The 25,881-nt window shown below is 63.8% G+C and carries 25 protein-coding genes; 10 read left to right on the forward strand and 15 right to left on the reverse strand.

Annotated features, from left to right (window positions below; genetic code table 11):
• Positions 1–4 precede the first annotated feature (4 nt).
• The 7 genes from RQI28_RS03220 to RQI28_RS03250 form a co-directional block, all read right to left on the reverse strand.
• The gene (locus tag RQI28_RS03220) at positions 5–2,104 is read right to left on the reverse strand and encodes a 3-hydroxyacyl-CoA dehydrogenase NAD-binding domain-containing protein (protein WP_311221134.1); all 2,100 of its coding nucleotides are present in this window, start codon (positions 2,102–2,104) and stop codon (positions 5–7) included.
• 250 nt (positions 2,105–2,354) lie between these two features.
• A complete protein-coding gene (locus RQI28_RS03225; RefSeq protein WP_311221135.1) occupies positions 2,355–3,050 on the reverse strand; it encodes an ABC transporter ATP-binding protein in 696 nt (231 codons plus the stop codon).
• Between the two features lies 1 nt (position 3,051).
• Positions 3,052–3,879 (reverse strand): ABC transporter ATP-binding protein, encoded by an 828-nt coding sequence (locus tag RQI28_RS03230; RefSeq protein WP_404976959.1) that lies wholly within the window; start codon positions 3,877–3,879, stop codon positions 3,052–3,054.
• The gene (locus RQI28_RS03235; RefSeq protein WP_311221137.1) at positions 3,880–5,217 is read right to left on the reverse strand and encodes a branched-chain amino acid ABC transporter permease; all 1,338 of its coding nucleotides are present in this window, start codon (positions 5,215–5,217) and stop codon (positions 3,880–3,882) included.
• 2 nt (positions 5,218–5,219) lie between these two features.
• Positions 5,220–6,173 (reverse strand): branched-chain amino acid ABC transporter permease, encoded by a 954-nt coding sequence (locus RQI28_RS03240; RefSeq protein ID WP_311221138.1) that lies wholly within the window; start codon positions 6,171–6,173, stop codon positions 5,220–5,222.
• A gap of 76 nt (positions 6,174–6,249) precedes the next feature.
• Entirely contained in the window at positions 6,250–7,485 is a 1,236-nt protein-coding gene (locus RQI28_RS03245; protein WP_311221139.1) for a branched-chain amino acid ABC transporter substrate-binding protein, read from the reverse strand.
• A gap of 152 nt (positions 7,486–7,637) precedes the next feature.
• Positions 7,638–9,281 (reverse strand): 3-(methylthio)propionyl-CoA ligase, encoded by a 1,644-nt coding sequence (locus tag RQI28_RS03250; RefSeq protein ID WP_311221140.1) that lies wholly within the window; start codon positions 9,279–9,281, stop codon positions 7,638–7,640.
• A 182-nt stretch (positions 9,282–9,463) separates the two neighbouring features.
• Here RQI28_RS03250 and RQI28_RS03255 point away from each other — a divergent pair, with 182 nt between their 5' ends.
• The 5 genes from RQI28_RS03255 (at position 9,464) to RQI28_RS03275 (ending at position 13,142) form a co-directional block, all read left to right on the forward strand.
• Positions 9,464–10,966, forward strand: coding sequence for a protein adenylyltransferase SelO family protein (locus RQI28_RS03255; RefSeq protein ID WP_311221141.1), 1,503 nt, complete (start codon positions 9,464–9,466; stop codon positions 10,964–10,966).
• The gene (gene msrB, locus RQI28_RS03260; protein WP_311221142.1) at positions 10,963–11,376 is read left to right on the forward strand and encodes a peptide-methionine (R)-S-oxide reductase MsrB; all 414 of its coding nucleotides are present in this window, start codon (positions 10,963–10,965) and stop codon (positions 11,374–11,376) included. Before RQI28_RS03255 ends, msrB begins: the two co-directional genes overlap by 4 nt.
• Before the next feature lie 53 nt (positions 11,377–11,429).
• Complete coding sequence (locus RQI28_RS03265) at positions 11,430–12,008, forward strand: septation protein A (protein WP_311221143.1); 579 nt, start codon at positions 11,430–11,432, stop codon at positions 12,006–12,008.
• Positions 12,005–12,292, forward strand: a complete 288-nt coding sequence (locus RQI28_RS03270) for a BolA family protein (protein WP_404976835.1) — start codon at positions 12,005–12,007, stop codon at positions 12,290–12,292. The genes RQI28_RS03265 and RQI28_RS03270 overlap by 4 nt, the downstream gene beginning before the upstream one ends.
• A 64-nt stretch (positions 12,293–12,356) precedes the next feature.
• On the forward strand, positions 12,357–13,142 hold the full coding sequence (locus RQI28_RS03275) for a peptidylprolyl isomerase (protein WP_311221144.1): 786 nt from the start codon (positions 12,357–12,359) through the stop codon (positions 13,140–13,142).
• A gap of 220 nt (positions 13,143–13,362) precedes the next feature.
• On the opposite strand, the gene RQI28_RS03280 is transcribed toward RQI28_RS03275, so the two are convergent.
• The 4 genes from RQI28_RS03280 to RQI28_RS03295 form a co-directional block, all read right to left on the reverse strand.
• Positions 13,363–14,490 carry a branched-chain amino acid ABC transporter substrate-binding protein gene (locus RQI28_RS03280; RefSeq protein ID WP_311221145.1) on the reverse strand — a complete coding sequence of 376 codons (1,128 nt, stop codon included), beginning with the start codon at positions 14,488–14,490 and terminating at the stop codon, positions 13,363–13,365.
• 136 nt (positions 14,491–14,626) lie between these two features.
• The gene (locus RQI28_RS03285; RefSeq protein WP_311221146.1) at positions 14,627–15,112 is read right to left on the reverse strand and encodes a hypothetical protein; all 486 of its coding nucleotides are present in this window, start codon (positions 15,110–15,112) and stop codon (positions 14,627–14,629) included.
• Entirely contained in the window at positions 15,112–15,546 is a 435-nt protein-coding gene (locus RQI28_RS03290) for a DNA polymerase III subunit chi (protein ID WP_311221147.1), read from the reverse strand. The genes RQI28_RS03285 and RQI28_RS03290 overlap by 1 nt, the downstream gene beginning before the upstream one ends.
• Before the next feature lie 17 nt (positions 15,547–15,563).
• Positions 15,564–17,117, reverse strand: coding sequence for a leucyl aminopeptidase (locus tag RQI28_RS03295; protein WP_311221148.1), 1,554 nt, complete (start codon positions 17,115–17,117; stop codon positions 15,564–15,566).
• A gap of 23 nt (positions 17,118–17,140) precedes the next feature.
• Between RQI28_RS03295 and lptF the strand changes: the two genes are divergently transcribed.
• The 5 genes from lptF to RQI28_RS03320 are packed head-to-tail and all read left to right on the forward strand — an operon-like array spanning position 17,141 to position 21,997.
• Positions 17,141–18,235 (forward strand): LPS export ABC transporter permease LptF, encoded by a 1,095-nt coding sequence (gene lptF / locus RQI28_RS03300; protein ID WP_311221149.1) that lies wholly within the window; start codon positions 17,141–17,143, stop codon positions 18,233–18,235.
• Positions 18,232–19,365 (forward strand): LPS export ABC transporter permease LptG, encoded by a 1,134-nt coding sequence (lptG, locus tag RQI28_RS03305; RefSeq protein WP_311221150.1) that lies wholly within the window; start codon positions 18,232–18,234, stop codon positions 19,363–19,365. Before lptF ends, lptG begins: the two co-directional genes overlap by 4 nt.
• Complete coding sequence (locus RQI28_RS03310; protein ID WP_311221151.1) at positions 19,362–19,766, forward strand: CbiX/SirB N-terminal domain-containing protein; 405 nt, start codon at positions 19,362–19,364, stop codon at positions 19,764–19,766. The genes lptG and RQI28_RS03310 overlap by 4 nt, the downstream gene beginning before the upstream one ends.
• Before the next feature lie 56 nt (positions 19,767–19,822).
• Positions 19,823–20,764 (forward strand): CysB family HTH-type transcriptional regulator, encoded by a 942-nt coding sequence (locus RQI28_RS03315; RefSeq protein WP_311221152.1) that lies wholly within the window; start codon positions 19,823–19,825, stop codon positions 20,762–20,764.
• 57 nt (positions 20,765–20,821) lie between these two features.
• Positions 20,822–21,997, forward strand: a complete 1,176-nt coding sequence (locus tag RQI28_RS03320; protein ID WP_311221562.1) for a pyridoxal phosphate-dependent aminotransferase — start codon at positions 20,822–20,824, stop codon at positions 21,995–21,997.
• Positions 21,998–22,063: 66 nt separating this feature from the next.
• Here the strand turns inward: RQI28_RS03320 and rng are convergent, their stop codons facing one another.
• From rng to rsfS, 4 genes are all read right to left on the reverse strand, one after another.
• Positions 22,064–23,557 (reverse strand): ribonuclease G, encoded by a 1,494-nt coding sequence (gene rng / locus RQI28_RS03325; RefSeq protein WP_311221153.1) that lies wholly within the window; start codon positions 23,555–23,557, stop codon positions 22,064–22,066.
• Positions 23,558–23,594: 37 nt separating this feature from the next.
• Positions 23,595–24,209 (reverse strand): Maf family protein, encoded by a 615-nt coding sequence (locus tag RQI28_RS03330; RefSeq protein WP_311221154.1) that lies wholly within the window; start codon positions 24,207–24,209, stop codon positions 23,595–23,597.
• Positions 24,210–24,341: 132 nt separating this feature from the next.
• The gene (gene rlmH, locus RQI28_RS03335) at positions 24,342–24,809 is read right to left on the reverse strand and encodes a 23S rRNA (pseudouridine(1915)-N(3))-methyltransferase RlmH (RefSeq protein ID WP_311221155.1); all 468 of its coding nucleotides are present in this window, start codon (positions 24,807–24,809) and stop codon (positions 24,342–24,344) included.
• A 40-nt stretch (positions 24,810–24,849) separates the two neighbouring features.
• Positions 24,850–25,698, reverse strand: a complete 849-nt coding sequence (gene rsfS, locus RQI28_RS03340) for a ribosome silencing factor (RefSeq protein WP_311221156.1) — start codon at positions 25,696–25,698, stop codon at positions 24,850–24,852.
• Positions 25,699–25,881: the final 183 nt, after the last annotated feature.

Genomic DNA, 25,881 nt, shown 5'->3' on the forward strand with positions numbered 1-25,881 from the left:
GCGTTCAAGCGAACGCCTTGCCTTCGGCGGCCAGGCGCGAGAGCAGCGGTGCGGGCTCCCAGGCGCTGGCATCGTCCAGCGGGTTCTGCGCAAAGCGCTTCATCGACTGCTCGACGTTGAAGAGGCCCGTCTCGCTGGCGTAGTGCATGGGGCCGCCACGGTGGATCGGGAAGCCGTAGCCGGTCAAATACACCATGTCGATGTCACCCGCCTTGCTGGCGATGCCTTCGTCGAGGATCTTCGCGCCTTCGTTGACCAGCGCATACACCAGCCGCTGCACGATTTCATCGTCGGAAATCTTGCGCGGCGTGATGCCCAGCTCCTTGCGGTGGTCTTCGACCATCTTGTTCACCAGCTCGCTCGGAATGGCGTCGCGCTTGCCGGCCTGGTAGTCGTACCAGCCCGCGCCCGTCTTCTGGCCAAAGCGGCCCAGCTCGCACAGCTTGTCGGCCGTACGGCTGTACTTCATGTCGGGGCGCTCGATGGCGCGGCGCTTGCGAATCGCCCAGCCGATGTCGTTGCCCGCCAGGTCGCCCATGCGGAACGGGCCCATGGCAAAGCCGAACTTCTCGACGGCCTTGTCCACCTGTTGCGGCGTGGCGCCTTCGTCCAGCAGAAAGCCGGCCTGCTGGCTGTAGCGCTCGATCATGCGGTTGCCGATGAAGCCGTCGCACACGCCCGACACGACGGCCGTCTTGCGGATCTTCTTGGCAACGCCCATCACGGTGGCCAGCACGTCCTTGGCAGTGGCCTTGCCGCGCACCACTTCCAGCAGCTTCATCACGTTGGCGGGACTGAAGAAATGCATGCCGACCACATCCTGCGGGCGCTGGGTGAAGGCTGCGATCTGGTCCACGTCCAGCGTGGAGGTGTTGGACGCGAGGATCGCGCCCGGTTTGGCGACGGAATCGAGCTGCTTGAAGACGGTTTCCTTCACGCCCATTTCTTCGAACACGGCCTCGATGATGAGGTCGGCGTTCTTCAGGTCGTCGTAGCTCAGCGTGGTGCTCAGCAGGCCCATGCGCTGCTGGTACTTGTCTTCCTTGAGCTTGCCGCGCTTGACCTGCGACTCGTAGTTCTTTCGGATGGTGGCGATGCCGCGGTCCAGCGCTTCTTGCTTCGTCTCCAGCATCGTCACGGGAATGCCGGCGTTCAGGAAGTTCATGGCGATGCCGCCGCCCATGGTGCCGGCGCCGATCACGCCCACGGCCTTGACCTCGCGCTGGGGCGTGTCGGACGGCACGTCCGGAATCTTGCTGGCGGCGCGCTCGGAGAAGAAGATGTGACGCAGCGCGCGCGACTCGGGCGTCCACATCAGGTTGATGAACAGCTCACGCTCATAGGCCAGGCCGTCGTTGAACTTGCGCTTGGTGGCGGCTTCGACTGCGTCCACGCATTTGGCGGGCGCGGGCAGGTTCTTGGCCATCCCTTTGACCATGTTGCGCGCGAACTGGAAGTACGCGTCGCCCTCGGGGTGGCGGCACGGCAGGTTGCGCACCAGCGGCAGCGGCCGCACGTCGGCCACGCTGCGGGCAAAGGCCAGAGCTTCGCCGGCTAGCGCTTCGGCGGAGGCCGCCATCTTGTCGAACAATTTCTGGCCGGGCATGGAGCCGATCAGCTCGCTCTTGACCGGCTCGCCGCTCACGATCATGTTCAGCGCCGCCTCCACTCCCACCACGCGCGGCAGGCGCTGCGTGCCGCCGGCGCCGGGCAGCAGGCCCAGCTTCACTTCGGGCAGCGCCACGTTGCAGCCGGGCGCGGCCACGCGGTAGTGGCAACCCAGCGCCAATTCCAGCCCGCCGCCCATGCACACGGTGTGGATGGCCGCGACCACGGGCTTGGTGGAGTTTTCTACCGTGGCAATCACCGACAGCAGATTCGGCTCTTGCAGCGCCTTGTCGGTGCCGAATTCCTTGATGTCGGCCCCGCCCGAAAAAGCGCCGCCGGCGCCAGTGATGACGATGGCCTTGACTGCCGCATCGCCGTTGGCGCGCTCCAGGCCGTCGGTGATGCCCTTGCGCGTCGCGTGGCCCAGTCCATTGACGGGCGGGTTGTTCAGGGTGATCACGGCGATGTCGCCATGGACTTGGTATTCAGCGGTCATGCGGTCGGTCCCCTTGTGCTTTGGTGGAAGTAAATAGAACGATCGTACGTTTTTTTGCTGGAGGCTGGAAGTTCAGCCCCCGCGCATTTGTCTCTGGCGGGACAAGCCGGGCCCCATGCCGCGCAACGCCGCGACACCCAAGCAGTATTCGCTATAATTTTTATAGCTATCAGCGCTTATAAATAGGGCGCTAGAGCCCTATTTGACTCATAAAACTACAGCAGGTGCGGAAAGAGCCCGGGGCATGGGCTCAGACCTCCAGCCACTCCTTGCGCACGTAGCTGTTGGCGCGCAGTTCGTCGGGCGTGCCGTTGAAGACGATGCTGCCGTGCCCCATCACGAGCGCGCGGTCGGAGATCGTCATGGCGATGGTGAGCTTCTGCTCGATCAGCAGCACCGATACGCCCCGCGACTTGATCTTCATGAGGTACTCGGCCACCAGCTCGACGATCTTGGGCGCCAGGCCCTCGGTGGGCTCGTCGATGATGATGAGTTCGGGGTCACCCATCAGCGTGCGGCACAGCGTCAGCATCTGCTGCTCGCCACCGGACATCACGCCCGCCTCGGTGTGCTGGCGTTCCTTCAGGCGCGGAAACATCTCGTACATGTCGTCGAAGCCCCAGCGGCTGCCTTTGCCCTTGCCCTTCTGGCCCAGCAGCAGGTTCTGGTGCACGGTCAGGTTCGGAAAGATGTCGCGGCTCTCGGGCACGTAGCCGATGCCCCTGTGCGCGATCTCGTAGGCCTTGCGGCCCTGCAGGCTCTCGCCCCGCCATTGCAGGCCGCCTTCCCAGGTGACCAGTCCCATGACGGCCTTGGCGGTGGTGGAGCGGCCCGAGCCGTTGCGGCCCAGGAGCGCGACGATCTCACCAGGCTGCACGTCGAACGAAACGCCGTGCAGCACGTGGCTCTTGCCGTAATAGGCGTGCAGGTTGTCGATCTGGAGCATGTCAGTGCGCCCCTTCCTGTTGTGCGGCGACGGCGGAGCCCAGGTAGGCCTCCTGCACGCGCGGGTTGGCGCGCACCGCCTCGGGCGTGTCGAAGGCGATCACCTCGCCATAGACCACCACGGCGATCTTGTCGGCCAGGCCGAACACCACGCCCATGTCGTGTTCCACGGTCAGCAGCGTGCGGCCCACGGTCACTTCCTTGATGAGATGGATGAAGCGCGAGGTTTCGCTCTTGCTCATGCCGGCGGTGGGCTCGTCCAGCAGGATCACGTTGGCTCCGCCGGCGATGGTGATGCCGATCTCCAGCGCGCGCTGTTCGGCGTAGGTCAGGTTCATGGCCAGCGTGTCGCGCTTCTTGTCGAGCCGGATCTGCTGCATGAGCTCTTCGGCGCGCTCGTTCGCATCGTCCAGTCGCGACAGGAACCGCAGAAAGGTGTAGCGGTAGCCCAGGCTCCACAGCACGCTGCAACGCAGGTTCTCGAACACGCTCAACTTGGGGAAGATATTGGTGATCTGGAAGCTGCGCGACAGCCCCATGCGGTTGATCTCGTACGGCGCCTTGCCGTCGATGCGCTGGCCGTTCAGCAGCACCTGGCCGCTGGTGGCGCCGAAGCGGCCGCTGATCAGGTTGAACAGCGTGGATTTGCCCGCGCCGTTGGGGCCGATGATGGCCACGCGCTCGCCGGGCGCCACACGCAGATTGGCCCCGCGGATGATGGCGGTCTTGCCAAAGTTCTTGTGCAGGTCGCGCAGCTCCAGCGCAGGTGTGGCTGCCGTGCGCGCAGAGGTTGCTTGCGTTGTCGTTGCGGTCATGTCGTCGCGGCTCATTCAGGCACCCTCCCCGCGTTTCATGGCGTGCTCGATCTCTTCCTGGATCGTGCTCCATTGCTTTGAAAACTGCCGGCGGCACAGCTCGAACAGGCCCAGGCCCGTCAAGAAGACGAAGCCCGCACCGAACCAGGTGGCGAAGGCACGTGCGTCGAGGATGACGCCCATGAAGGTGAGCTTCGGCCCCAGTGCCGCGTTCAGTTGCAGGTGATAGGTCATCTCCACCATGACGGCAGCGCCCAGCACCGCCACCAGCGCCGTGCCGCCCAGTGCCAGATAGGACGGCACCAGCGCGCGCAGCTTGCCGTAGCGGGCCAGCCGCAGATTCATCATGATCAGACTGGCGATGCCGCCCGGCGCATACATCACCATGAAGAGGAAGGCCAGGCCCAGGTACAGCAGCCAGGCCTTGGACAGCTCTGACAGCAGCACGGACGCCAGCACCAGCAGCACCGCGCCGATGATCGGCCCGAAGAAGAAGGTGGCGCCGCCCAGGAAGGTGAAGAGCAGGTAGCCGCCCGATCGCAGCACGCTCACGCTGTCGGCGGCCGTGACGATCTCGAAGTTGATGGCCGCCAGCCCGCCGCCCACGCCCGCGAAAAAGCCCGCGATGATGAAGGCGAAGTAGCGCACGCGCTGCGTGTTGTAGCCGATGAATTCCACACGCTCGGGGTTGTCGCGCACCGCATTCAAGATGCGCCCCAGCGGCGTGCCGGTGAAGGCGAACATCAGCGCGGTGCACACGAAGCAGTACGCGGCGATCAGGTAATACACCTGGATGGCCGGCCCGAAACTGATGCCGAAGAAGGCTTTGCCATACACGCGGTCGGTGGTGATGCCGCCTTCGCCGCCGAAGAATTCAGGGAACATCAGCGCCATCGACGCCACCAGCTCGCCGATGCCCAGCGTGATCATGGCAAACGTGGTGCCCGACTTCTTGGTGGTCACAAAGCCCAGCAGCACCGCGAAGAACAGCCCGGCGAGGCCGCCCACCAGCGGAATCAGCACCAGCGGAATGGGCATGGAGCCCTTGGCCGCCAGGTTCATCGCATGGATGGCGATGAACGAGCCCAGCCCGGTGTACACCGCATGCCCGAAGCTCAGCATGCCGCCCTGCCCCAGCAAAATGTTGTACGACAGGCAGATGATGATGAGATAGCCGATCTGGGCCAGCATGGTCAGCGCCAGGCTGCTGGTGAATACCCAGGGCGCGGCGATCAGTGCCAGGGCGAAGGCGGTCCAGATGACGAAGCGGCCCACGTTCAGCGGCTTGAAGCGGTGGTAGCGCACGTCTGCGGACGGCGAGGCGGAGGAGGATGAAGGTGTCGAATGGCTCATCTTTAGTCCTCCCGGGTGCCGAGCAAGCCCTTGGGCCGGAAGATCAGGATCAGCACCAGAAAGAGGTACGGAAGGATCGGAGCGATCTGCGAGATCGTGAGCTTGAGCACGGGCCAGCCGAAGGTTTGTTCGGTGACCTGCACGCCGATGCGGGCAAAGGCATGCACCAGCGAATAGTCCAGCGCCACGGCGAAGGTCTGCACCAGCCCGATCAGCAGCGAGGCGATGAACGCTCCCGCCAGCGAGCCCATGCCACCCACCACCACCACGACGAAGATGATGGAGCCCACCGACGCGGCCATGGCGGGCTCGGTGATGTAGGTGTTACCGCCGATCACGCCAGCCAGCCCGGCCAACGCACAACCGCCGCCGAACACCAGCATGAACACCCGCGGCACGTTGTGGCCCAGCGCCTCGACCATGTCGGGATGCTTGAGCGCCGCTTGAATCACCAGGCCGATGCGCGTGCGCGTGAGCAGCAGCCAGACCGACACCAGCATCAGCAAAGCCACCAGCATGATGAACGAGCGCGACTTCGGAAACTGCGTGCCGTACAGCGTGAAGAGCGGCCCTTGCAGTTGGCTGGGTAGCGCATAGGGCACGGTCGAGCGGCCCCATATCAACTGCACCAGTTCCAGAATGAGGTAAGACAGGCCGAACGTGACCAGCAGCTCAGGCACATGGCCGAACTTGTGGACGCGGCGCAGTGCGAACCGCTCGAAGCCCGCGCCCATCGCGCCGATCAAGAGCGGCGCAATGACGAGCGCAGGCCAGAAGCCCACCACCCCGGCAATCGAATAGGCCAGGTAGGCGCCCAGCATGTAGAAGCTGGTGTGGGCGAAGTTGAGCACCCCCATCATGCTGAAGATGAGGGTCAGCCCCGAACTGAGCATGAACAGCAGCAAGCCGTAACTGACGCCGTTCAGCAAAGAGATGACGAAAAACTCAAGGTTCATCGGAATGGTCGGAAGCTGGGTAAAAAAAAGGCCCGAGAGCGAATCGGGCCTCGAAGGACTTCAAACAAAAATCATGTCACGACGGCCGCTTCATCTGGCACGACGTCGGCGTGCTGGCCACATAGGGCTCGTAGTACTTCACAGGAACGAATGTGTAGCCGGTGCTCTCCGCATCGTTCGGATATTTGCCGCCGGCCTTTTCCCATTTGGAGACAAACAGGCCCTGCTGCAGTTGGTGGTCGCTCTTGCGCATCTCCACTTCGCCGTTGAAGCTGTTGAACTTCAGCCCCTCCATCACCGCAGCCACCTTGACCGGGTCGGTGGATTTCGCCTTCACGAAGCTGTTGTCGAGGATCGAGAAGGCGTGATAGACGGCGCCGGTGTACATGTCGTCGTTGAACTTCGCCTTGTAGTCCTTGACGATGCGCCCGATGTCGCCAGGCAGGTTCAGATGGTTGTACGACACCATGTAGATGCGCCCTGAAGACGCCGCTCCCATGGCGGTGGGGCTGCCCGTTACACCGCCGTAGTAGGTGTAAAAATTGACGTTGTTCAGGCCCGAATCGTTGGCTGCCTTGATGAGCAGTGCCAGGTCAGAGCCCCAGTTGCCGGTGATCACCGTGTCGGCGCCCGACTGCTTGATCTTGGCGATGTAGGGCGAGAAATCACGCACCTGGGCCAGCGGGTGCAGGTCGTCCCCGACGATCTGCACGTCGGGCCGCTTGCGCGCCAGGTTTTCTTTGGCGAACTTGGCCACCTGCTGGCCGTGCGAATAATTCTGGTTGATGAGGTAGACCTTCTTCACCTCGGGCACGTCCTTGATGAAGGTGGTCATCGCCTCCATCTTCATCGACGTGTCGGCGTCGAGCCGGAAGTGCCAGTAGCTGCACTTGCTGTTGGTGAGGTCCGGGTCCACCGCGGCATAGTTGAGAAAGACGACTTCCTTGCCGGGGTTGCGCGCGTTGTGCTTTTCCAGGGCGTCCATGATGGCCAGCGCAGGGCCCGAGCCGTTGCCCTGCACGACGTAGCGCGCACCCTGGTCCATGGCCGAGCGCAGCGCGCTGGTGGTTTCCTGGGGGCTGAGTTTGTTGTCGATACCGATGATCTCGAACTTCACACCCGAGGCATTCTTCTTGCTGAACTCTTCGGCCAGGAACTGAAAGCTCTTGAGCTGGTTGGTGCCGACCGCCGCCATCAGGCCGGACAGAGGGTCCAGCCAAGCGATCTTGACGGTCTCACCCTTCTGAGCGAATGCGCCGCCAGCGCTCGCCAACAGGACGGATGCTGCTATTGATCTGATAGCGAAACCCATGGTCTGTCTCCTTTTTAGTGTCAACACGACGCAGCGTATCGACAAGGGGCCAGGTTCGTTTCAGGGAATGCCCGTAGCCGCTATCGCCCAAGCGACTGCGGGCATGAAAGAAGCCCTGCGCGACTGCGGGTACGCAGAGCGTTTTTACGTTCTCAGAGCCCCGGCAACCGGTAGTCTTTCAGATGCTCGCGCAGCCGCGTCTTGAGCATCTTGCCGGTAGCACCGATCGGAATCGCTTCTACGAATACCACGTCGTCCGGGATCTGCCACTTGGCCGTCTTGCCTTCGTAGAACTGCAGCAGCTCTTCGCGCGTGACTTCAGCCCCTGGCTTGCGCACCACCACCACGATGGGCCGCTCGTCCCACTTGGGGTGCGCCATGCCCACGCAGGCGGCCATGGCAACGGCCGGGTGCGCCATGGCGATGTTCTCGATGTCGATGGAGCTGATCCATTCGCCGCCGGACTTGACCACGTCTTTGCTGCGGTCGGTGATCTGCATGAAGCCGTCTTGGTCGATGGTGGCGACGTCGCCGGTCGGAAACCAGCCGATGCCGCGCTCATCGGGCACCAGCGGGTCGCCGCCTTCGGACTTGAAGTAGCTGGCGACGATCCACGGCCCCTTGACCAGCAGGTCGCCGTACGTCTTGCCGTCCCAGGGCAGCTCGCGGCCATTGCCATCGACGATCTTCATGTCCACGCCGAAGATGGCCCGGCCCTGCTTGCGCAGGATTTTCATCTGCTCGTCCTTGGGCCAGTCGCTGTGCTTGTTCTTCAGCGTGGACAGCGTGCCCAGCGGGCTCATCTCCGTCATTCCCCAGGCGTGCAGCACGCGCACGCCGTAGTCGTCCTGGAAGGTCTGGATCATCGCCGGCGGGCAGGCCGATCCGCCGATCACCGTGCGGTTGAGCGTGGAAAAGCGCAGGCCGCCCGCCTTGAGGTGGCCGAGCAGCATCTGCCAGACGGTGGGGACGCCGGCGGCGAAAGTCACGCCCTCCGCCTCGATCAACTCATAGACCGACTTGCCGTCCAGCGCCGGGCCCGGAAACACCAGCTTGCAGCCGGTGAGCGGCGCCGAGTAAGGAATGCCCCAGGCATTGACGTGGAACATGGGCACGACCGGCATGACCGAGTCGCGCGCGGACAAGCCCATCACGTCGGGCAGCGCCGCCGCATACGCATGCAGCGTGCTGGAGCGGTGGCTGTAGAGCGCCGCCTTGGGGTTGCCGGTGGTGCCGCTGGTGTAGCACATGCCGCAAGCGGTGTTCTCGTCGAACACGGGCCAGGCGTAGTCGGGCGATGCGTTGGCGATCAAGGCCTCGTAGCTGACGAGCCCGGGCACGCCGCTGTCCTGCGGCAGCCGGTCGGCGTCGCACAGGGCCACCCAGTGGCGCACCGTCGGGCACCGCGCATGCACGGCCTGCACCAGGGGCAGAAAGGTCAGATCGAAGCACAGCACCTGGTCTTCGGCATGGTTGACGATCCAGGCGATCTGGTCCGGGTGCAGCCGCGGGTTGACGGTGTGCAGCACGCGCTGGGAGCCGCTCACGCCGAAGTACATCTCCAGGTGGCGGTAGCCGTTCCATGCCAGGCTGGCCACGCGGGCGCCCGCTTGCAGGCCCAGGCTGTCCAGCGCGTTGGCGAGTTGCTTGGCGCGGGCCGACAGCGCACGGTAGGTGGTGCGATGGATGTCGCCTTCCACGCGGCGCGAAACGATCTCGGTGTCACCATGGTGGCGCTCCGCAAACTCGATCAGCGACGAAACCAGCAACGGTTGGTTCTGCATCAGACCCAGCATGTATGTGCTCCTTTTTTTAGTGGCTTACGGTGATTGGCCATCCTACCGCGCACCCGGCGGCCGCCGGGCAGGGCAAGCCCGACCTGCGCAGGCCGCCGGCACGGTTGTGTCGCGCAGCGGACAGCGTGCTGCTCCAAGTCCCTGCCCCGCTCTGGACATCGCCCCTGCGAGACAATGTGCCGATGTCTTCTACCCTCGCATCCACAGACGCTGTCCCGCGCTCTGGCCTGGCCTGGCGCAATGGCTTCGCGGCATTGGGGCCATCGTTTTTCACTGAATTGGTGCCGACCCCGCTGCCTGCGCCGCACTGGATCAGCACCAGCGCCAGCGCCGCCCAATGGCTGGGCGTCTCGCCCCAATGGCTGGCGTCGGACGCCGCACTGCAGGTGTTCAGCGGCAACGCCGTGCCGGCCGATGCGCGCCCGCTGGCGTCGGTCTACAGCGGCCACCAGTTCGGCGTGTGGGCAGGGCAGCTCGGCGACGGGCGCGCCATCTTGCTGGGCGAGACCCAAGGACACATCGAAGTGCAGTTGAAGGGAGCGGGCCGCACGCCCTATTCCCGTGGCGGCGATGGCCGCGCGGTGCTGCGATCGTCGATCCGCGAGTTTCTGTGCAGCGAGGCCATGCACGCCCTGGGCGTGCCCACCACGCGGGCGCTCAGCCTCACCGGCTCGCCCGCGCCCGTGTACCGCGAAGAGGCAGAAACGGCTGCGGTCGTCGCGCGCCTGGCGCCCAGCTTCATCCGCTTTGGGCATTTCGAACACTTTGCGTCCAGCGGCAAAGAGACCGAGTTGCGCCAGCTGGCCGACTACGTCATCGACCGCTATTACCCGGCCTGCCGCACGGCCGGGGCCAACGCGCACTTGGGCAGCAACGCCTACGCGGCGCTGCTGCAGGCGGTGAGCGAGCGCACGGCCGCGTTGCTGGCGCAATGGCAGGCGGTAGGTTTCTGCCACGGGGTGATGAACACCGACAACATGAGCATCCTGGGCCTGACCATCGACTACGGCCCGTTCCAGTTTCTCGATGCCTTCGTGCCCGGCCACGTCTGCAACCACAGCGACCACCAGGGTCGCTACGCCTTCAACCGCCAGCCCAACGTGGCGTACTGGAACCTGTTCTGCCTGGGGCAGGCGCTGATGCCTTTGATCGGCGATACGGCGCATGCCCAGACTGCGCTGGAATCGTACAAGACCGTCTTCCCTGCCGAATTTTTGGCCCGCATGCGCGCCAAGCTCGGTCTGCTGCAACCCGGCGAGGGCGATAGCGACGCAGCTCTCATCGACACGCTGCTGCAATTGCTGGCGCAGGACGGCGTGGACTGGGCCATCTTCTGGCGGCGCCTGTCGCACGCGCGGCGCTCCGGCGACTACGAACCGGTGGACGACCTGTTCATCCACCGTGATGGCTGGCATGCATGGAAGCTATCATTTCAGGAGCATACTGCGCTTATGGATAAAGCGCTAGCGGCCGATTTGATGCTAAAGACCAATCCGAAGTTCGTGCTGCGCAATCACCTGGGCGAGCAGGCCATTCGCGCAGCCCAGGCCGGCGACTTCTCTGTGCTGCACACGCTGCAAGCCCTGCTGGAACACCCGTTCGACGAACACGCAACCCAAGACGCCCACTGGGCGGACTTCCCGCCCGACTGGGCATCCACCATCGAAATCAGCTGTTCATCATGACCTACCCCATCGAAAAATCGGGCGCCGAATGGCAGGCCCTGCTGAAAGAAAAAGGCGCTGAACCTGCGTCGTACCAAGTCACGCGCCACGCCGCCACCGAGAGGCCGTTCACCGGCAAATACGAAGCGCACTGGGCCGACGGCAGCTACCACTGCGTTTGCTGCGGCGCCAAGCTGTTCGACTCTGACACCAAGTTCGACGCGGGCTGCGGCTGGCCTAGCTTTTCGCTCGCCGTGCCTGGTGCCATCAAGGAGATCGTCGACCGCACCCACGGCATGGTGCGCACTGAAACGGTTTGTGCACAATGCGGTGCGCATCTGGGCCACGTCTTCGAAGACGGGCCCACGCCTACCGGACTGCGCTACTGCATGAACTCCGCATCGCTCGACTTCGAGCCACCGGCACGCTGAAACGCCTGACTGCAGCCTGTCAACCTATCGGCCCGAACTCCGCTCCGCCTTTCATGAAACTGCTGATCGACTTCTTTCCCATCATCCTGTTCTTCGTGGCCTTCAAGGTCTGGGGCATCTACATCGCCACAGCCGTGACCATCGCGGCCTCCATCGTGCAGATCGCCTACCTGCGCTTTCGGCACGGCAAGGTCGAGCCCATGCAGTGGGTCAGCCTGGGCGTGATCGTCGTCTTCGGTGGCGCCACGCTGCTCTCACACAGCGAGACCTTCATCAAGTGGAAACCCACGGTGCTGTACTGGCTGATGGCTGCGGCCCTGGTGCTGGGGCAGCTGATCTTCCGCAAGAACCTCATTCGCTCCGTCATGGGCGCGCAGATGCAACTGCCCGACGCGGCCTGGCGCACCCTGCAATGGAGCTGGACGGGGTTCTTCACCTCCATGGGCATCATCAACCTGTGGGTGGCTTACACCTTCGACACCGACACCTGGGTGAACTTCAAGCTGTTCGGCGGCATGGGCCTGATGGTGGTCTTCATCGTGGCCCAGGCGCTCTACATCAGCCGCTACATGAAAGATGACGACAACGGCGACGATGCAGCCGCTGCGGCATCGAAGGATGTCCAGCCATGAGCCCTGACACTGGAGCAACCAACATGGCGATCACAGCGGAGGCCATGCATGCGCGCCTGGCTGACGCGCTCACTCCCACACAGCTAGAAGTCCTGGACGAAAGCGCCGCCCATGCAGGCCACGTCGGAGCCAACGGCACGGGCTCTGGTACCCATTTCCGGGTGCGCATCGCGTCACCTTTCTTTACGGGTCGTACACGCGTAGCACAGCATCGCCTTGTGTATGATGCGCTGCAGCTTTTCATTGACCGGGGCGCTCACGCCATCGCGATTGAAATTCTCTGATCTGCCCCACGTCGGGCTTGCGGCGCCCAGTGCTGCAACCAACTTCCTTTTTGTGGATATTCGAATGAAGAAAAAGCTCTTGTCCGGCCTCGTGGCCGCAGCTCTGCTGGGCACGGTGGTTCTGCCGGTCTCCGCGCAGAACATCGCCGTCGTCAACGGCAAGGCCGTCCCCAAGGAACGTGCCGACGCGCTGAAGCAGCAAGTGGAGCGCTCGGGCCGTCCTGTGACCCCCGAAATTGAAGGCCAGATCAAGGAAGAAGTCATCGCTCGCGAAGTCTTCCTGCAAGAAGCGCAAAAGCGCGGCCTGGAAGGCTCTGCCGATTACAAGACGCAAATGGAACTGGCTCGCCAGACCATCCTGATCCGCGAACTGTTCGCTGACTACCAGAAGACCAACCCCGTCACCGACGCCGAAATTCAGGCCGAATACGACAAGTTCGTTGCCGCCAACACCGGCAAGGAATACAAGGCAAGCCACATCCTGGTGGAAAAGGAAGATGAGGCCAAGGCCATCATCGCGTCCATCAAGAAGGGCGGCAAGTTCGCTGACATCGCCAAGAAGCAGTCGAAAGATCCTGGATCGGGCGCCCGTGGCGGCGATCTGGATTGGGCGAACGCCAGCACCTACGTGCCTGAATTCACTGAAGCCCTGGTCAAGCTGAACAAGGGCCAGATGACCCAGACCCCGGTCAAGAGCCAATTCGGCTATCACGTGATCCGCCTGGACGACGTGCGTGAAGCACAGCTGCCCAAGCTGGATGAAGTGAAGCCCCAGGTCGCACAGCAACTGCAGCAGCAGAAGCTGGCCAAGTTCCAGGAAGAACTGCGCGCCAAGGCCAAGGTCGAGTAATCGACCCTTCGGTGGCACGACCCCTTCCGGGGGCACGTGCTTTCCCGGCACGAAAAAAGCGGCTTCTGGCCGCTTTTTTCGTTCTGCCTGCGTTCACGCCAAGTCTGTAGGTAGGACGGCCTGAACAAACCAAGCCGAGGGGTACAGTCCAAACAAAAAAACGCCCGGCAGGATGGACATCCCGCCGGGCGTTTCAATCAGCCAGAACGATAAAGCGCGCTCAGTTCAGAGGCGTCTTCTTGCCGTCCTTGTAGACGTACAGCGTGATGGCCGGGTTCTTCATTTCACCATTCGGCTCGAAGGCGATGTTGGCGGTCACGCCCTTGTAGCTGGACTTGGCCAGCTCAGGGATGTAGACCTTAGGATCCCAGGAACCAGCGCGCTTCATGGCGTCGACCAGCAGCATGGTGGCGTCGTAGGTGTAAGGGCTGTAGACCTGGAACTGGTTAGGGTACTTGGCGTCATACTTGGCCTTCCATGCCGTGCCGCCAGGCATCTTGCCCAGCGACGCGCCGCCTTCAGCACACACCACGTTGCCCAGCGTCTTGGCGCCGGCAGCCAGCTTGGCGATTTCTGCCGTGCAGATGCCGTCACCGCCGAAGTACTTCACGTTGCCCATGCCCAGCTGTTCCAGCTGACGCAGCATGGGGCCGGCTTGAGGGTCCATACCGCCGAAGAAGATGCCATCTGGGTTCTTGGCCTTGATGGCCGTCAGGATGGCCATGAAGTCGGTGGCCTTGTCGGTGGTGAACTGCTCGTCAACCACCTTGATGCCCTTTTCAGCGGCAATCTTCTTGAACACGGTCGCCACGCCTTGGCCGTAAGCTGTGCGGTCGTCGACGATCGCCACGCTCTTGAGCTTGAGCGTGTCGGCAGCGTAGGCAGCCAGACCAGCGCCCAGGGCGTTGTCGTTCGCAATGATGCGGAACGTGGTCTTGTAACCAGGCTTGGTCAGGTTGGGGTTGGTCGCCGCACCCGTCACGTGCGGAATACCGCAGTCGTTGTAAACCTTCGATGCAGGGATGGTGGTGCCGGAGTTCAAGTGACCGACCACGCCAGCGACCTTGGCATCGCACAGCTTCTGTGCAGCGGCGGTGCCTTGCTTGGGGTCGGCCGCGTCGTCTTCGGCCTGCAGTTCAAACTTGACCTTTTTGCCGCCAATGGTCACGCCTTGGGCGTTCAACTCTTCGATCGCCATGCGGGCGCCGTTTTCGTTGTCCTTGCCGTAATGGGCCTGCGCACCAGAAACCGGGCCCACGTGGCCGATTTTCACCACTTCTTGGGCGGTGGCCATGCCAGCAACCGCAGCGATAGCAGCGGCAACGGTCAGTTTCAACTTCAATTGCATATGGATCTCCAGTAAAGGTAAACGCTGAGAAATATTGTTGTGTCTCAACGCAGGCGAACATATCGCAATTTACGGGCCAGATCACTAGGGAACACACGCAGGCATGCTCGAAATCGCAGGGATATACCCTGTCAACTCAAGCGTCCGTGTTTCCGTCGGCAGACAACTCGTCCGCCACGGCTTCATAAACCGCGTGGCGCACCACCGATTCCACCTCTTCGCGCAAACGGGGCACCATGGAGCGCGTCTGTTCCTGCACCACCGTGGCGATGGCCTCGCGCAGGCGCTGATCCAGCACCACATCCACGCGCTGCATCACCCGGTGAACGATGTATTCCTCAATCCCGGCGGGCAGTGCGGACGCGGAAGCGGCCCGAACGGTCGCCGCAGATGCGGCGGGACGCGCGTGCGCGGGAGCAGCAGCCCCCACCATGGGCGCAGAACTACTGGCTGCCTGGGGATTGGAAGCCACCCCTGCAACTAAAGCAGGCACAGCGGACGCTGCAGTTACAGGCGACGCAGAAGGAATAGCCGACGTGGGCAACGGCAGTGCATCAACCAGCACCACATCGGTGAGCGTGGGCACAAATCTGGGCGGCCCCTTGGGAGGTTGCGTCGTCATCAGGCACCTTTCAGAACGAGATCGTGCCGCACGATCTCATAGCCGCGTGCCGCGTAATGGCGCCAACGGTCGCGTGCTGCCTGGCGGTCGGGCTCGTCATGGCTGCTCACCACTTCTACCAGCTTGGAGTACCGGCTGAACGCCGGCGGAACGACCGACCCCATGTTCAACAGCACTTCGCTGTGCGATGCAACGCTGGCATCCCGGGCCAGCAGCACGGGCGACGCAAGCGTCGTCTCTTCGTCGGCATCGTCACGGCAATGCGCGACGAAATCGGTCGGACCCAGCGCCCAGAGCATGCGATCCAGCTGGTCAAGCACCTCTTCGGGCCCGGTAATCACCAGCCGAGCGTCGTTGCGCACCACCTTGCGGGCGAAGCGGCATGCGTAGGCCAGCTTGTCCGGCGCGTTGAAATGGAATGCGATCTCGGTCATCGCCGCCAACCTCGTTCTTATCGCGCGGCTGCGCGAGTGGCCTTGCCTGGCCGTGTCGCGGGTGCGGCCACAGATTTGCCTCCCGCCGCGCTCGCAGCAACGCGCCTCGCGGGTTTGGAGGCGCTGGCCGCGTTGCGTGCCACGTCCAGCAGATAGTGCACCAGCAAGCCAACCGGACGCCCCGTGCCGCCCTTGGCCGCGCCGCCCTTCCAGGCCGTGCCGGCAATGTCCAGATGCGCCCAGGGCGTGTCGCCGACAAAGCGCTGAAGGAACTTGGCGGCGGTGATGGCGCCACCGGCCCGGCCACCCACGTTACCCAGATCGGCGAAGTTGCTCTTGAGTCCTTCGGCATATTCGTCGTCCAGCGGCATGCGCCAGCAGGGGTCTAGCGCCGCGTCGCCAGCCGCTTCCAGTTGCTTGGCCAGCGCCTCGTCAGTGGCAAAAAGGCCGCTGCGCAGGCCGCCCAACGCCACAACGCAGGCACCCGTCAGCGTAGCGATGTCGACCAGAGCCGTGGGCTTGAAACGCGCGGCATAGGTGAGCGCATCGCAGAGCACCAGCCGGCCTTCGGCATCGGTGTTCAACACTTCGACGGTCAGACCGTTCATGGTGGTGACCACGTCGCCAGGCTTGACCGCACGACCGTCGGGCATGTTCTCGCACGCCGGAATCAGGCCCACCACGTTGATGGCCGGCTTGAGTTCGGCCAACGCGCGGAACACGCCCAGCACGCTGGCTGCGCCCCCCATGTCGAACTTCATCTCGTCCATTTCGGCCGCGGGCTTGATGGAAATGCCGCCCGTGTCGAAGGTAATGCCTTTGCCCACCAGCACGACTGGAGCCACGCCCTTGGCGGCGCCGTTGTAGTGCAGTTCGATGAAACGCAAGGGTTCTTCTGAGCCACGCGCCACCGCCAGGAACGAACCCATGCCCAGCCGCGCCACTTCGGCCGGGCCATGCACCTTGCACTGCATGTTCGGTGCCTTCGCCAGCGTCTTGGCTGCGTCAGCCAGCAAGGTGGGAGTCGCGTAGTTGGCAGGGCGGTTGGCCCACTCACGGGCAAATTCCACGCCAGCGGCTACGCCGGTGCCGCGAACGAAACCCTCACGCACGGCGGCAGCGTCAGGCACACCCACGGTCACCCGGGCCAGCGCCCGGGGCTCGGCCTTCGATTTGGTGGCGGTGTAGACATAGCTGCCATCGGCGAGCGCCAGCACGGCGGCACACACTGCATCGGCCTGCGCAATGCCTGCAAAGACCACGGCGGCACGTTTGACCTGCGTAGCCTTCAGCGCAGCAGCGCACGCCTGCAAAGCCTGGCGCACATGTCTGGCACCACCATTGCCGACGCCGGCCAATACCAGCCGCCGCGCAGCTACGGCAGGCGCCTGGTAGAGCGACAGGCTCTTGCCCGGCTTGGTGTCGAGGTCTCCCAGCTTGAGCGCATGGGTGACCAGGGTGGATAGGGCATCCGCGGCCGGCTTGAAGCCATCGGGAACGAGCACGACCAACAGGTCGCACTTCTCGGCAGCGGCGGTGGACAGCGGCAGGGTCTTCAGATCGAAGTTCATAATCGGCGTTTTCCTTCGAGCCCATGTTATTCGATTCATCCATCCGCAAGGAGCTGGCACGCAGCTTCGGAGCCACGCTGGTGGTGCTTGTCACCGTGGTCATGACGATGATGCTGATCCGCACGCTGGGCCAGGCTGCGCGCGGCAGTGTCAATCCGTCAGACGTCATGCTGGTGATGGGCTTTACCGTACTGGGCCAGTTGCCCACTATCCTCACGCTCAGCCTGTTCGTGGCCACGGTCAGCACGCTGTCGCGCATGTACCGCGACAGCGAAATGGTGATCTGGTTTGCCAGCGGCCAGGGCTTGATGAGCCTGCTCAAGCCGCTGCTGCGTTTTGCATGGCCGGTGATGCTGGTCGTCGCCGCGCTGTCGCTGGCCATCTGGCCCTGGGCCAACCGCCAAGTGCAGGAGCTGCGTGCGCAGTACGAGCAACGCAGCGACATCGACCGCATCGCTCCGGGTGAATTCCAGGAATCGGCGAACGGGACGCGCGTCTTTTTCATCGACCGTGCCACTTCCGACGCCGGTGAAGCCACCAACGTGTTCATCGCCACCAATGAACACAACCGCGAAACGGTCACCTCCGCGCGCAGCGCGCGCCTGGAAGTGCGCAACGACCAACGCATGGTGCTGCTGAGTAACGGCCAGCGACTGGAAACGACGCTCGACAAACCGGCCATCAAGGTCAGCGACTTCGTGGAGTACGGCACGCGCATCGGCGCCGCCTCCTCCCGCTCGTCGGACGAAGCCGCCATCAAGACACGCGACACGCTCGATCTGATGCGTGATCCATCAGCCAACGACCTGGCGGAACTGGGCTGGCGTTTCGGCCTCGCATTCGCTGCGCTCAACTTCGTCGTGCTGGGACTGGCCATTGCCGTGGTCAACCCGCGCGCAGGCCGCAGCGGCAGCATGCTATTTGCCTTGTTCGCTTTCATCACCTACTACAACCTGATGACCGTGGGCCAGAGCTGGGTCGCCGTCGGGCGGCTGGGCGTCGGGCCGTTCATGCTGATGCTGCACGGCGGCACCCTGGCCTTCGGGCTTGCACTGCTGGCCTGGCGCCACAACCACTGGTCTTTGCGCACGCTGTTCGCCGGCCGCAACCGCCCATGAAAACCATTCGCCGACTCATCTATCAGGAGGCCATCACGGGCGTGGCCTTCGTCACGCTGGCCTTCCTGGCGTTGTTTTTCTTCTTCGACATGGTCGACGAGCTGCGCTGGGTGGGCCGCGCCAGCGAAGTCGGCTACACGCTGTCGTACGCCCTGCTTTACGTGGCGCTGAGCCTGCCGGCGCACCTGTATGAACTGCTGCCGATCACGGTGCTGATCGGCACCATCTTCGTCATGGCGCGCCTGGCGCAGAGCTCCGAATTCACCATCATGCGCACCAGCGGGCTCGGCCCATGGCGTGCCCTGCGCACGCTGCTGGTGCTGGGTTGCGCGTTCGTCATCGTCACCTTTGCGGTGGGCGACTATGTGGCGCCCCTCAGCGACCGTGCGGCTCAGCTCGTCAAGGCTCGCCGTACCGGCCAGATCAGCGCGGGAGCCACAGGCGCCTGGCTCAAGGAGCGCCAGGGCGATCACTCGATCGCGGTGAATGTGCGTGCGCTCGACCCGAACGGCCACATGCGCAACGTGCACGTGTTCGAGTTCGATGCGCAGGGGCGTGTGGTCTCGACGCTGCATGCCGAACGCGGGCAGTTCGCACCAGAAGGCAACGGCTGGAGCCTCGAAGGCGTGCGACGCAACGTCTTTCACCACGGCAGCGCCCAGGGCGCTACAGCCGGTAATGCCGGTGCCCCCCGCGTGGAACGCTTGCAGGAGCCGCAGTTTCACTGGCAGACCCGCATCAGCACGGACATGGTGGCCGCGTCGCTGCTGAAACCCGACAAGATGGCGACCATTGATCTTTTCCAGTACATCCGGCACCTGGAAGCGAACGGCCAGTCCGCTCAGCGCTATGAGATCGAGTTTTGGCGCAAGGTGTTCTACCCGTTGAGCTGCCTGGTGATGGTGGTGCTGTCGCTGCCCTTTGCCTATCTGCATTTTCGTTCGGGCGGCATTGCGGCTTACGTGTTCGGCGGGGTAATGGCGGGCATCAGCTTCTTCCTGCTCAACAACGTGTTTGGCTATGCGGGCAACCTGCAGAACTGGTCCCCTTGGTTGACGGCTGCGGCGCCAGGGCTGATTTACTCGGTACTTTCACTCGGCGCCTTTGGCTGGCTGGTGCTCAGGCGATGACAACCTCAACTTCCTCTACCCAAGACGGCGTCGTACTGTTCGCGCACGGCTCTCGCGATCCGCTCTGGAGCAAGCCGATGGAAGCGGTCGCCGCACGTATCGCAGCGGACCGGCCCACGCTGGCGGTAGCCTGTGCGTACCTCGAACTTAGCGAACCTGATCTGCCCACCACCGTGGCCCATTTGGCGTCAACAGGCATCACACGCATCACCATCGTGCCGATGTTCCTGGGCACTGGCCGCCATGCGCGTGACGATTTGCCGATGTTGGTCAGTGCGCTGCGCGCCGAGTACCCGGGCGTGCAATTTCACGTGCAGCAGGCGATTGGGGAAGATGAGCGCATGACCTCGCTGATGGCTGAAATTGCAAGCACTCCGTTCGCCCCGTTCGCCTCGGCGTAAGCCATTGACTTAGAAGACTGCAGCATAATGATGCGACTTTTTAGCCGCAATCAGATATGAACCTGCACCAGTTCCGCTTCGTTCAGGAAGCTGCCCGCCGTAACCTGAATCTGACCGAAGCCGCGAAGGCATTGCACACTTCGCAGCCCGGAGTCTCCAAGGCCATCATCGAACTGGAAGACGAACTGGGCGTGGACATCTTCGCGCGCCACGGCAAGCGGCTCAAACGCATCACCGAGCCCGGGCAGCACGTACTCAAGAGCATCGAGCTGATCATGCGCGAGGTGGGCAACTTGAAGCGCATCGGCGAGCAGTTCAGCGCACAGGACAGCGGTACGCTCAGCATCGCCACCACCCACACGCAAGCCCGTTACGTATTGCCCATGCCGGTCGCCCGACTGCGCGAAGCCTACCCCAAGGTCAACATCAGCCTGCACCAGGCCACGCCACATGAGGTGGCTCGCATGGTGATCGACGAAGTGGCCGAAATCGGCATGGCTACGGAATCGCTGGCCGACTATCCCGACCTGGTGACCCTGCCCTGCTATGAATGGCAGCACGTACTGGTCGTTCCCAACGCCCACCCGCTGGCCCAGAAGGAGCGGATAGGGCTGGACGACATCGCCCACGAATCGCTGATCACCTACCACCCGTCATTCACCGGGCGCGGCAAGATCGACCAGGCCTTCGCCACGCGCAAGCTGCAACCACGCATCGTGCTGGAAGCCATTGACTCCGACGTGATCAAGACCTATGTGCGCCTTGGCCTGGGCGTAGGCATCGTTGCTGAAATGGCCATGCGCGACGATCCGATGAATGATTTGACAGTGCGTCCGGTGGGCCACCTCTTCGGCCAGAGCGTCGCACGCGTAGCTTTCAAGCGCGGGGCCTACCTGCGCAATTTCGTCTACAAGTTCGCGGAACTGCTCAGCGATCGCCTCAACCGCGAACTGATCGCGCGGGCCATGACTGGCCACGTGAACGATTACGAACTCTGAATGACTGCTGCCCCGCGCAGCACCGACCATTTCCCCAGCCCCGCCTTTCGTTGCCGCATGAATTACGCCGCCTCGCTCCCTCATCGCACCCCTGACGTGCCCACCAAGCTGCCGCAGGTCGGCACCACCATCTTTTCCGTGATGTCCGCGCTGGCGGCGGAACACAACGCGGTGAATCTCGGTCAAGGCTTTCCGGATTTCGCCTGCGACCCCGCGCTGGTTGACTCGGTCACCCAGGCCATGCAGGCCGGGCACAACCAGTACCCGCCCATGCCCGGCGTTCCGGCACTGCGGCAGGCCGTGGCGCGCAAGATCGAGGCGCTGCATGGCCGTGCCTATGACGCGAACACAGAAATCACCATCACGGCGGGCGCCACGCAGGCGATCCTGACCGCCATCCTCGCCACCGTGCAGCCAGGCGACGAGGTGATCGTGCTGGAGCCCTGCTACGACAGCTACGTGCCCAACATCGAGCTGGCGGGCGGCACCGTATTGCGTGTGCCGCTCACGCCTGGCAGCTTCCGCCCCGACTTCGATGCCATCGGCGCCGCCATGTCGCCGCGCACGCGGGCCCTCATCATCAACACGCCGCACAACCCCAGCGCCACCATCTGGACGGCAGACGACATGCGCACGCTGCAAGAGCTGCTCGCGCCGACCGACGTGCTGCTGATCAGCGACGAGGTGTACGAACACATGGTGTTCGACGGCGTGGAGCACCAGAGCGCCGCACGCTTTCCAGGTCTGGCGGCACGCGCGTTCATCGTGTCCAGCTTCGGCAAGACCTTCCACGTCACGGGCTGGAAGATCGGCACGGTGGCGGCACCGGCGCCGCTCATGGCGGAATTCCGCAAGGTGCACCAGTTCAATGTGTTCACGGTCAACACGCCCATGCAGCATGGGCTGGCGGCTTACCTGCAAGACCCGGCGCCGTATCTGCAATTGCCTGCCTTCTACCAGGCCAAGCGCGATCTGTTCCGCCAGGGGCTGGAAGGCTCGCGCCTGAAACTGCTGCCCAGCACCGGCAGCTACTTTCAATGCGTGGACATCTCCGGCGTCAGCGATCTGAACGAAGCCGACTTTTGCCAGTGGCTCACGCGCGAGATCGGCGTGGCAGCCATTCCGCTGTCGGCTTTCTACGGCAACGGCTTTGACCAGCGGGTGGTGCGCTTTTGCTTCGCCAAGCAGGACGCCACATTGAACGAGGCGCTGACGCGGCTGCGGAAGCTTTGACCTGAAGCCAGCGCAGCTCCGGGCGCGATCAGATTCGGAAGGCTCAGGCTGCGATCCAGTAGCCCGTCACAACAGCACGATGTCGTACTGCTCCTGCGCCATGGCGCTTTCCGATTGCAGTGAAATCGGTTTGCCGATGAAGTCCGACAGCCCCGCCAAGTGCTGGCTCTCCTCGTCCAGAAACAGCTCGACCACGCGGGGAGAGGCAACCACGCGGAATTCGCGCGGGTTGAACTGGCGCGCTTCCCGCAGGATCTCGCGCAGCACGTCGTAGCACACGCTGCGCGCTGTCTTCACGCTGCCTTTGCCCTGACAGTGCTCGCAGGGTTCGCACAGCATGTGTGCCAGCGATTCGCGAGTGCGCTTGCGGGTCATCTCCACCAAGCCCAGTTGCGAAAAGCCGCCCGACATCGTCTTGACCCGGTCGCGCGACAGCTGCTTGCGGAATTCGGCCAACACGGCCAGCTGGTGGTCTTCGCGCGCCATGTCGATGAAGTCGGCAATGATGATCCCGCCCAGATTGCGCAGGCGCAGCTGCCGTGCAATGGCACCCGCCGCCTCCAGATTGGTGCGAAAGATGGTGTCGTCGAAATTGCGCGCGCCCACATAGCCGCCCGTGTTCACGTCCACCGTGGTCAACGCTTCGGTCTGGTCAATGATCAGGTAGCCGCCCGATTTGAGGTCCACCCTTCGGCCGAGCGCCCGCGCAATCTCTTCGTCAATGGCATACAGATCGAAGATCGGCCGCTCGCCCCGGTAGAGCTGCAGCTTGGGCACCGCAGCCGGCATGAATTCTCGGCCGAACAGCTGCAGCTCGTTGAACTGCTCGCGCGAATCGAGGCGGATGCTGGTCGTCTCTTCACCCACCAGGTCGCGCAGTACGCGCTGCAGCAGGCTCAGGTCCTGGTGCAGCAGCGACGCGGGCGGCAGGCGCAGCGCGGCTTGCTTGATGCGCGCCCAGGTCTTGCGCAGGTAGGTGATGTCTTCGGCCAATTCGGCGTCAGTCGAATCTTCGCCATTGGTGCGCAGGATGAAACCGCCGCCCGACGCTCCGCCGTGGGTCTTGTCGGCCACCAGCGCTTGCAGCCGCGCGCGCAATGCATCGCGCTCGGCGGCGGGAATCTTCTGCGATATGCCAATGTGGTCGTCCTGCGGCAGAAAGACCAGCAGGCGGCCGGCCACACTGATCTGTGTCGAGAGCCGGGCGCCCTTGGTGCCGATGGGGTCCTTGATGACCTGCACCATGATCGACTGGCCCTCGAACACCTGCTTTTCGATCGGCACCAGCGGCTCGCCCTTGCGCGCGAACATGGGGGCCTCGCCGCCTTCCTGCCGCTGCCACACGTCGGCCACATGCAGGAAGGCCGCACGCTCCAGGCCCATGTCGATGAAGGCGGACTGCATGCCCGGTAGCACCCGCGAGACCTTGCCCAGGTAAACGTTGCCGACCAGCCCGCGTTCCAGCGTGCGCTCCACGTGCAGCTCCTGCACGGCGCCGTGCTCAACGACGGCAACGCGGGTTTCCTGGGGCGACCAGTTGATGAGAATGTCTTGTTGCATGGTCGGGGGGAAAGGTGGACAGGCAGGCGCCGAAAAATCAGACGGAGAAACAGGCTTCGCGCAGCAGCTGCGCCGTCTCGTACATGGGCAGTCCCATGATGCCCGAATAGCTGCCGGCCAAGTGTTCCACATGCGCTGCGGCGCGCCCCTGAATGCCGTACGCCCCCGCCTTGCCCAGCGACTCGCCGGTGGCCACATACGCGTCGATCTGCGCGGCCGTCATGGGCGCGAAACGCACCGTGGATACCGACAGGGCTGCCAGCCGCCGCTCACCCGCCTGCACCGCGACGGCGGTCAGCACACGATGCTCGCGCCCGGCGAGCGTGGCCAGCATGCGGGCAGCGTCGGCCGCGTCTTCGGGCTTGCCGAAGATGGCGTCGCCCAGCGCCACGGTGGTGTCGGAACACAGGATCGGCGCCACGGCCAAACCGCGCCGCGCACGCCGTGTCACCGCCGCGTCCAGCTTCAGGCCGGTCACGCGCTGCACGTACACCTCGGGCGACTCGCCCGGCAGCACGGCCTCGATGGCCTCCGCATCTTCTGCCGTGTCGCCTTCTGCATTGGGCAGCAGCAGTTCATGGCGAATGCCCAGTTGTTCCAGCAACTGCCGGCGGCGCGGGCTTTGGGATGCGAGGTAGATGAAGTCGGCCATGGCAAATGAATTTGAAACAAAATGGCCGCTAGCGCCCTACTGATAAGCGTTAGCAGCTATTTAAATAATAGCAAACCAGACGACTCGCGCAGCCGGAGCAGATCGTGGCCCGGGCCGCCAGAGGCGCCTTACTCACTCGCGGTGGTACGGGTGTCCGGCGTTGACGGACCAGGCACGGTAGAGCTGCTCGATCAGCAGCACACGCACCATGGCGTGCGGCAGCGTCAGGTCGGACAGCCGAATGCGCTCGTGGGCTGCCTGCCGGAAGGCCGGTTCCAAGCCATCGGGCCCGCCGATGACCAGCGCCACGTCGTCGCCGCTCAACTGCCAATCCTTCAGGCGCTGCGCCAGCGCCTTGGTGGTCAGGTTGGTGCCGCGCTCATCGAGCACCACCACGCGCATGCCGCGCGGAATGGCGGACTCGATGCGCTCGCGCTCGGCGGCGTAAAGCGTTTCCAGCGTCTTGGAGCTGCGCGGCTCCGTCTTGACGGCCTTGAGTTCGACCTTCAGCTCCGGCGGAAACCGCTTGGCATAGTCGTCGTAGGCCGTCTGCGCCCAGTCGGGCACGCGCTGGCCCACGGCCACGATGAGGAGCTTCATCGGTGGGTCGCTGGCATCAACAGATCAGTCAGCAGACCGATCAGCCCTTGCGGCCAGGTGCCTTCTTGGCGGCGGGGGCTGCGGCGCGCTGCGCCGGTGCCTTGGCGGCTGCGCGAGGCGCGGCGCGCGTGACGGTCTTGGCCGGTGCGGCCTTCTTGGTGATGGGCTTGACGATCAGCGTCTTGACGGGCTTGGCTGCCGTCTTTGCTGGCGCTTTGGCCGCAACCTTTGCGGCCGTCTTCACCGGCGCCCGGGTGGATGTGGAGGCCTTGCGGGTCGACGTCTTCACCGGGGCCTGGGCAACGGTCTTGACGGGGGTCCTAGTAGATGACTTGGCGGTCGTGGTCTTGCCCGCTGCCGTCTTGCGGCCAGCCGATGGAGCGGCGGCGGCGGTAGCTGGCTTGGCCCTGGACGCGCCAGGCTTGCGCGCCGGCTGTTCGGCCTTGGCAGCCACGTCGGCTTTCTTGCGTTTGGGCTTGACAGCCTTTTCCGCGACCACCGGCTTGGGCGCGCCCAGCTTCAGGCGCACGGGCTTGTCGCCCCAGATCTCTTCCAGGCGGTAATACGCGCGAATGGCCGGCTGCATGATGTGCGCCACGGCGGCGCCGCAGTCCACGATGATCCATTCACCGTTCTCTTCGCCTTCGATGCGCGGCTTGGGGAAACCCGCTTCGCGCACGGCGTCTCGCACGCTGGAAGCCAGCGCCTTGGTCTGTCGGTTGGACGTGCCCGACGCCACGATCACGCGCTCGAACAGCGGCGACAGATGCTCGGTGTTGAACACCTGCACGTCTTGCGCCTTGACGTCCTCCAGCCCGTCCACAATGGCACGCTGGAGCTTGGTCACGTCTTTCTTGGCGGCGGATTCCGATTGGCTGGAAGTGGTCATCAGGCTGTATTCAGTGAAGGATGGAAATCATTTATAGCGTGCAAGCGAAGCGGCGGCCAGTAGGGCCGCCCCCTTCGCCATCCGGCGTGGTGCGGGCCGGATTGGGTGCGTTTTGGGCGTCTTGCGCAATGGCGTCAAGCGCAGATAGCTATCAAAATTATAGTTGATCGGCTCAAATTGGCT

The sequence above is a fragment of the Acidovorax sp. WCS2018Noco2-16 genome, assembly GCF_031843945.1.
Classification (GTDB): domain Bacteria; phylum Pseudomonadota; class Gammaproteobacteria; order Burkholderiales; family Burkholderiaceae_C; genus Paracidovorax.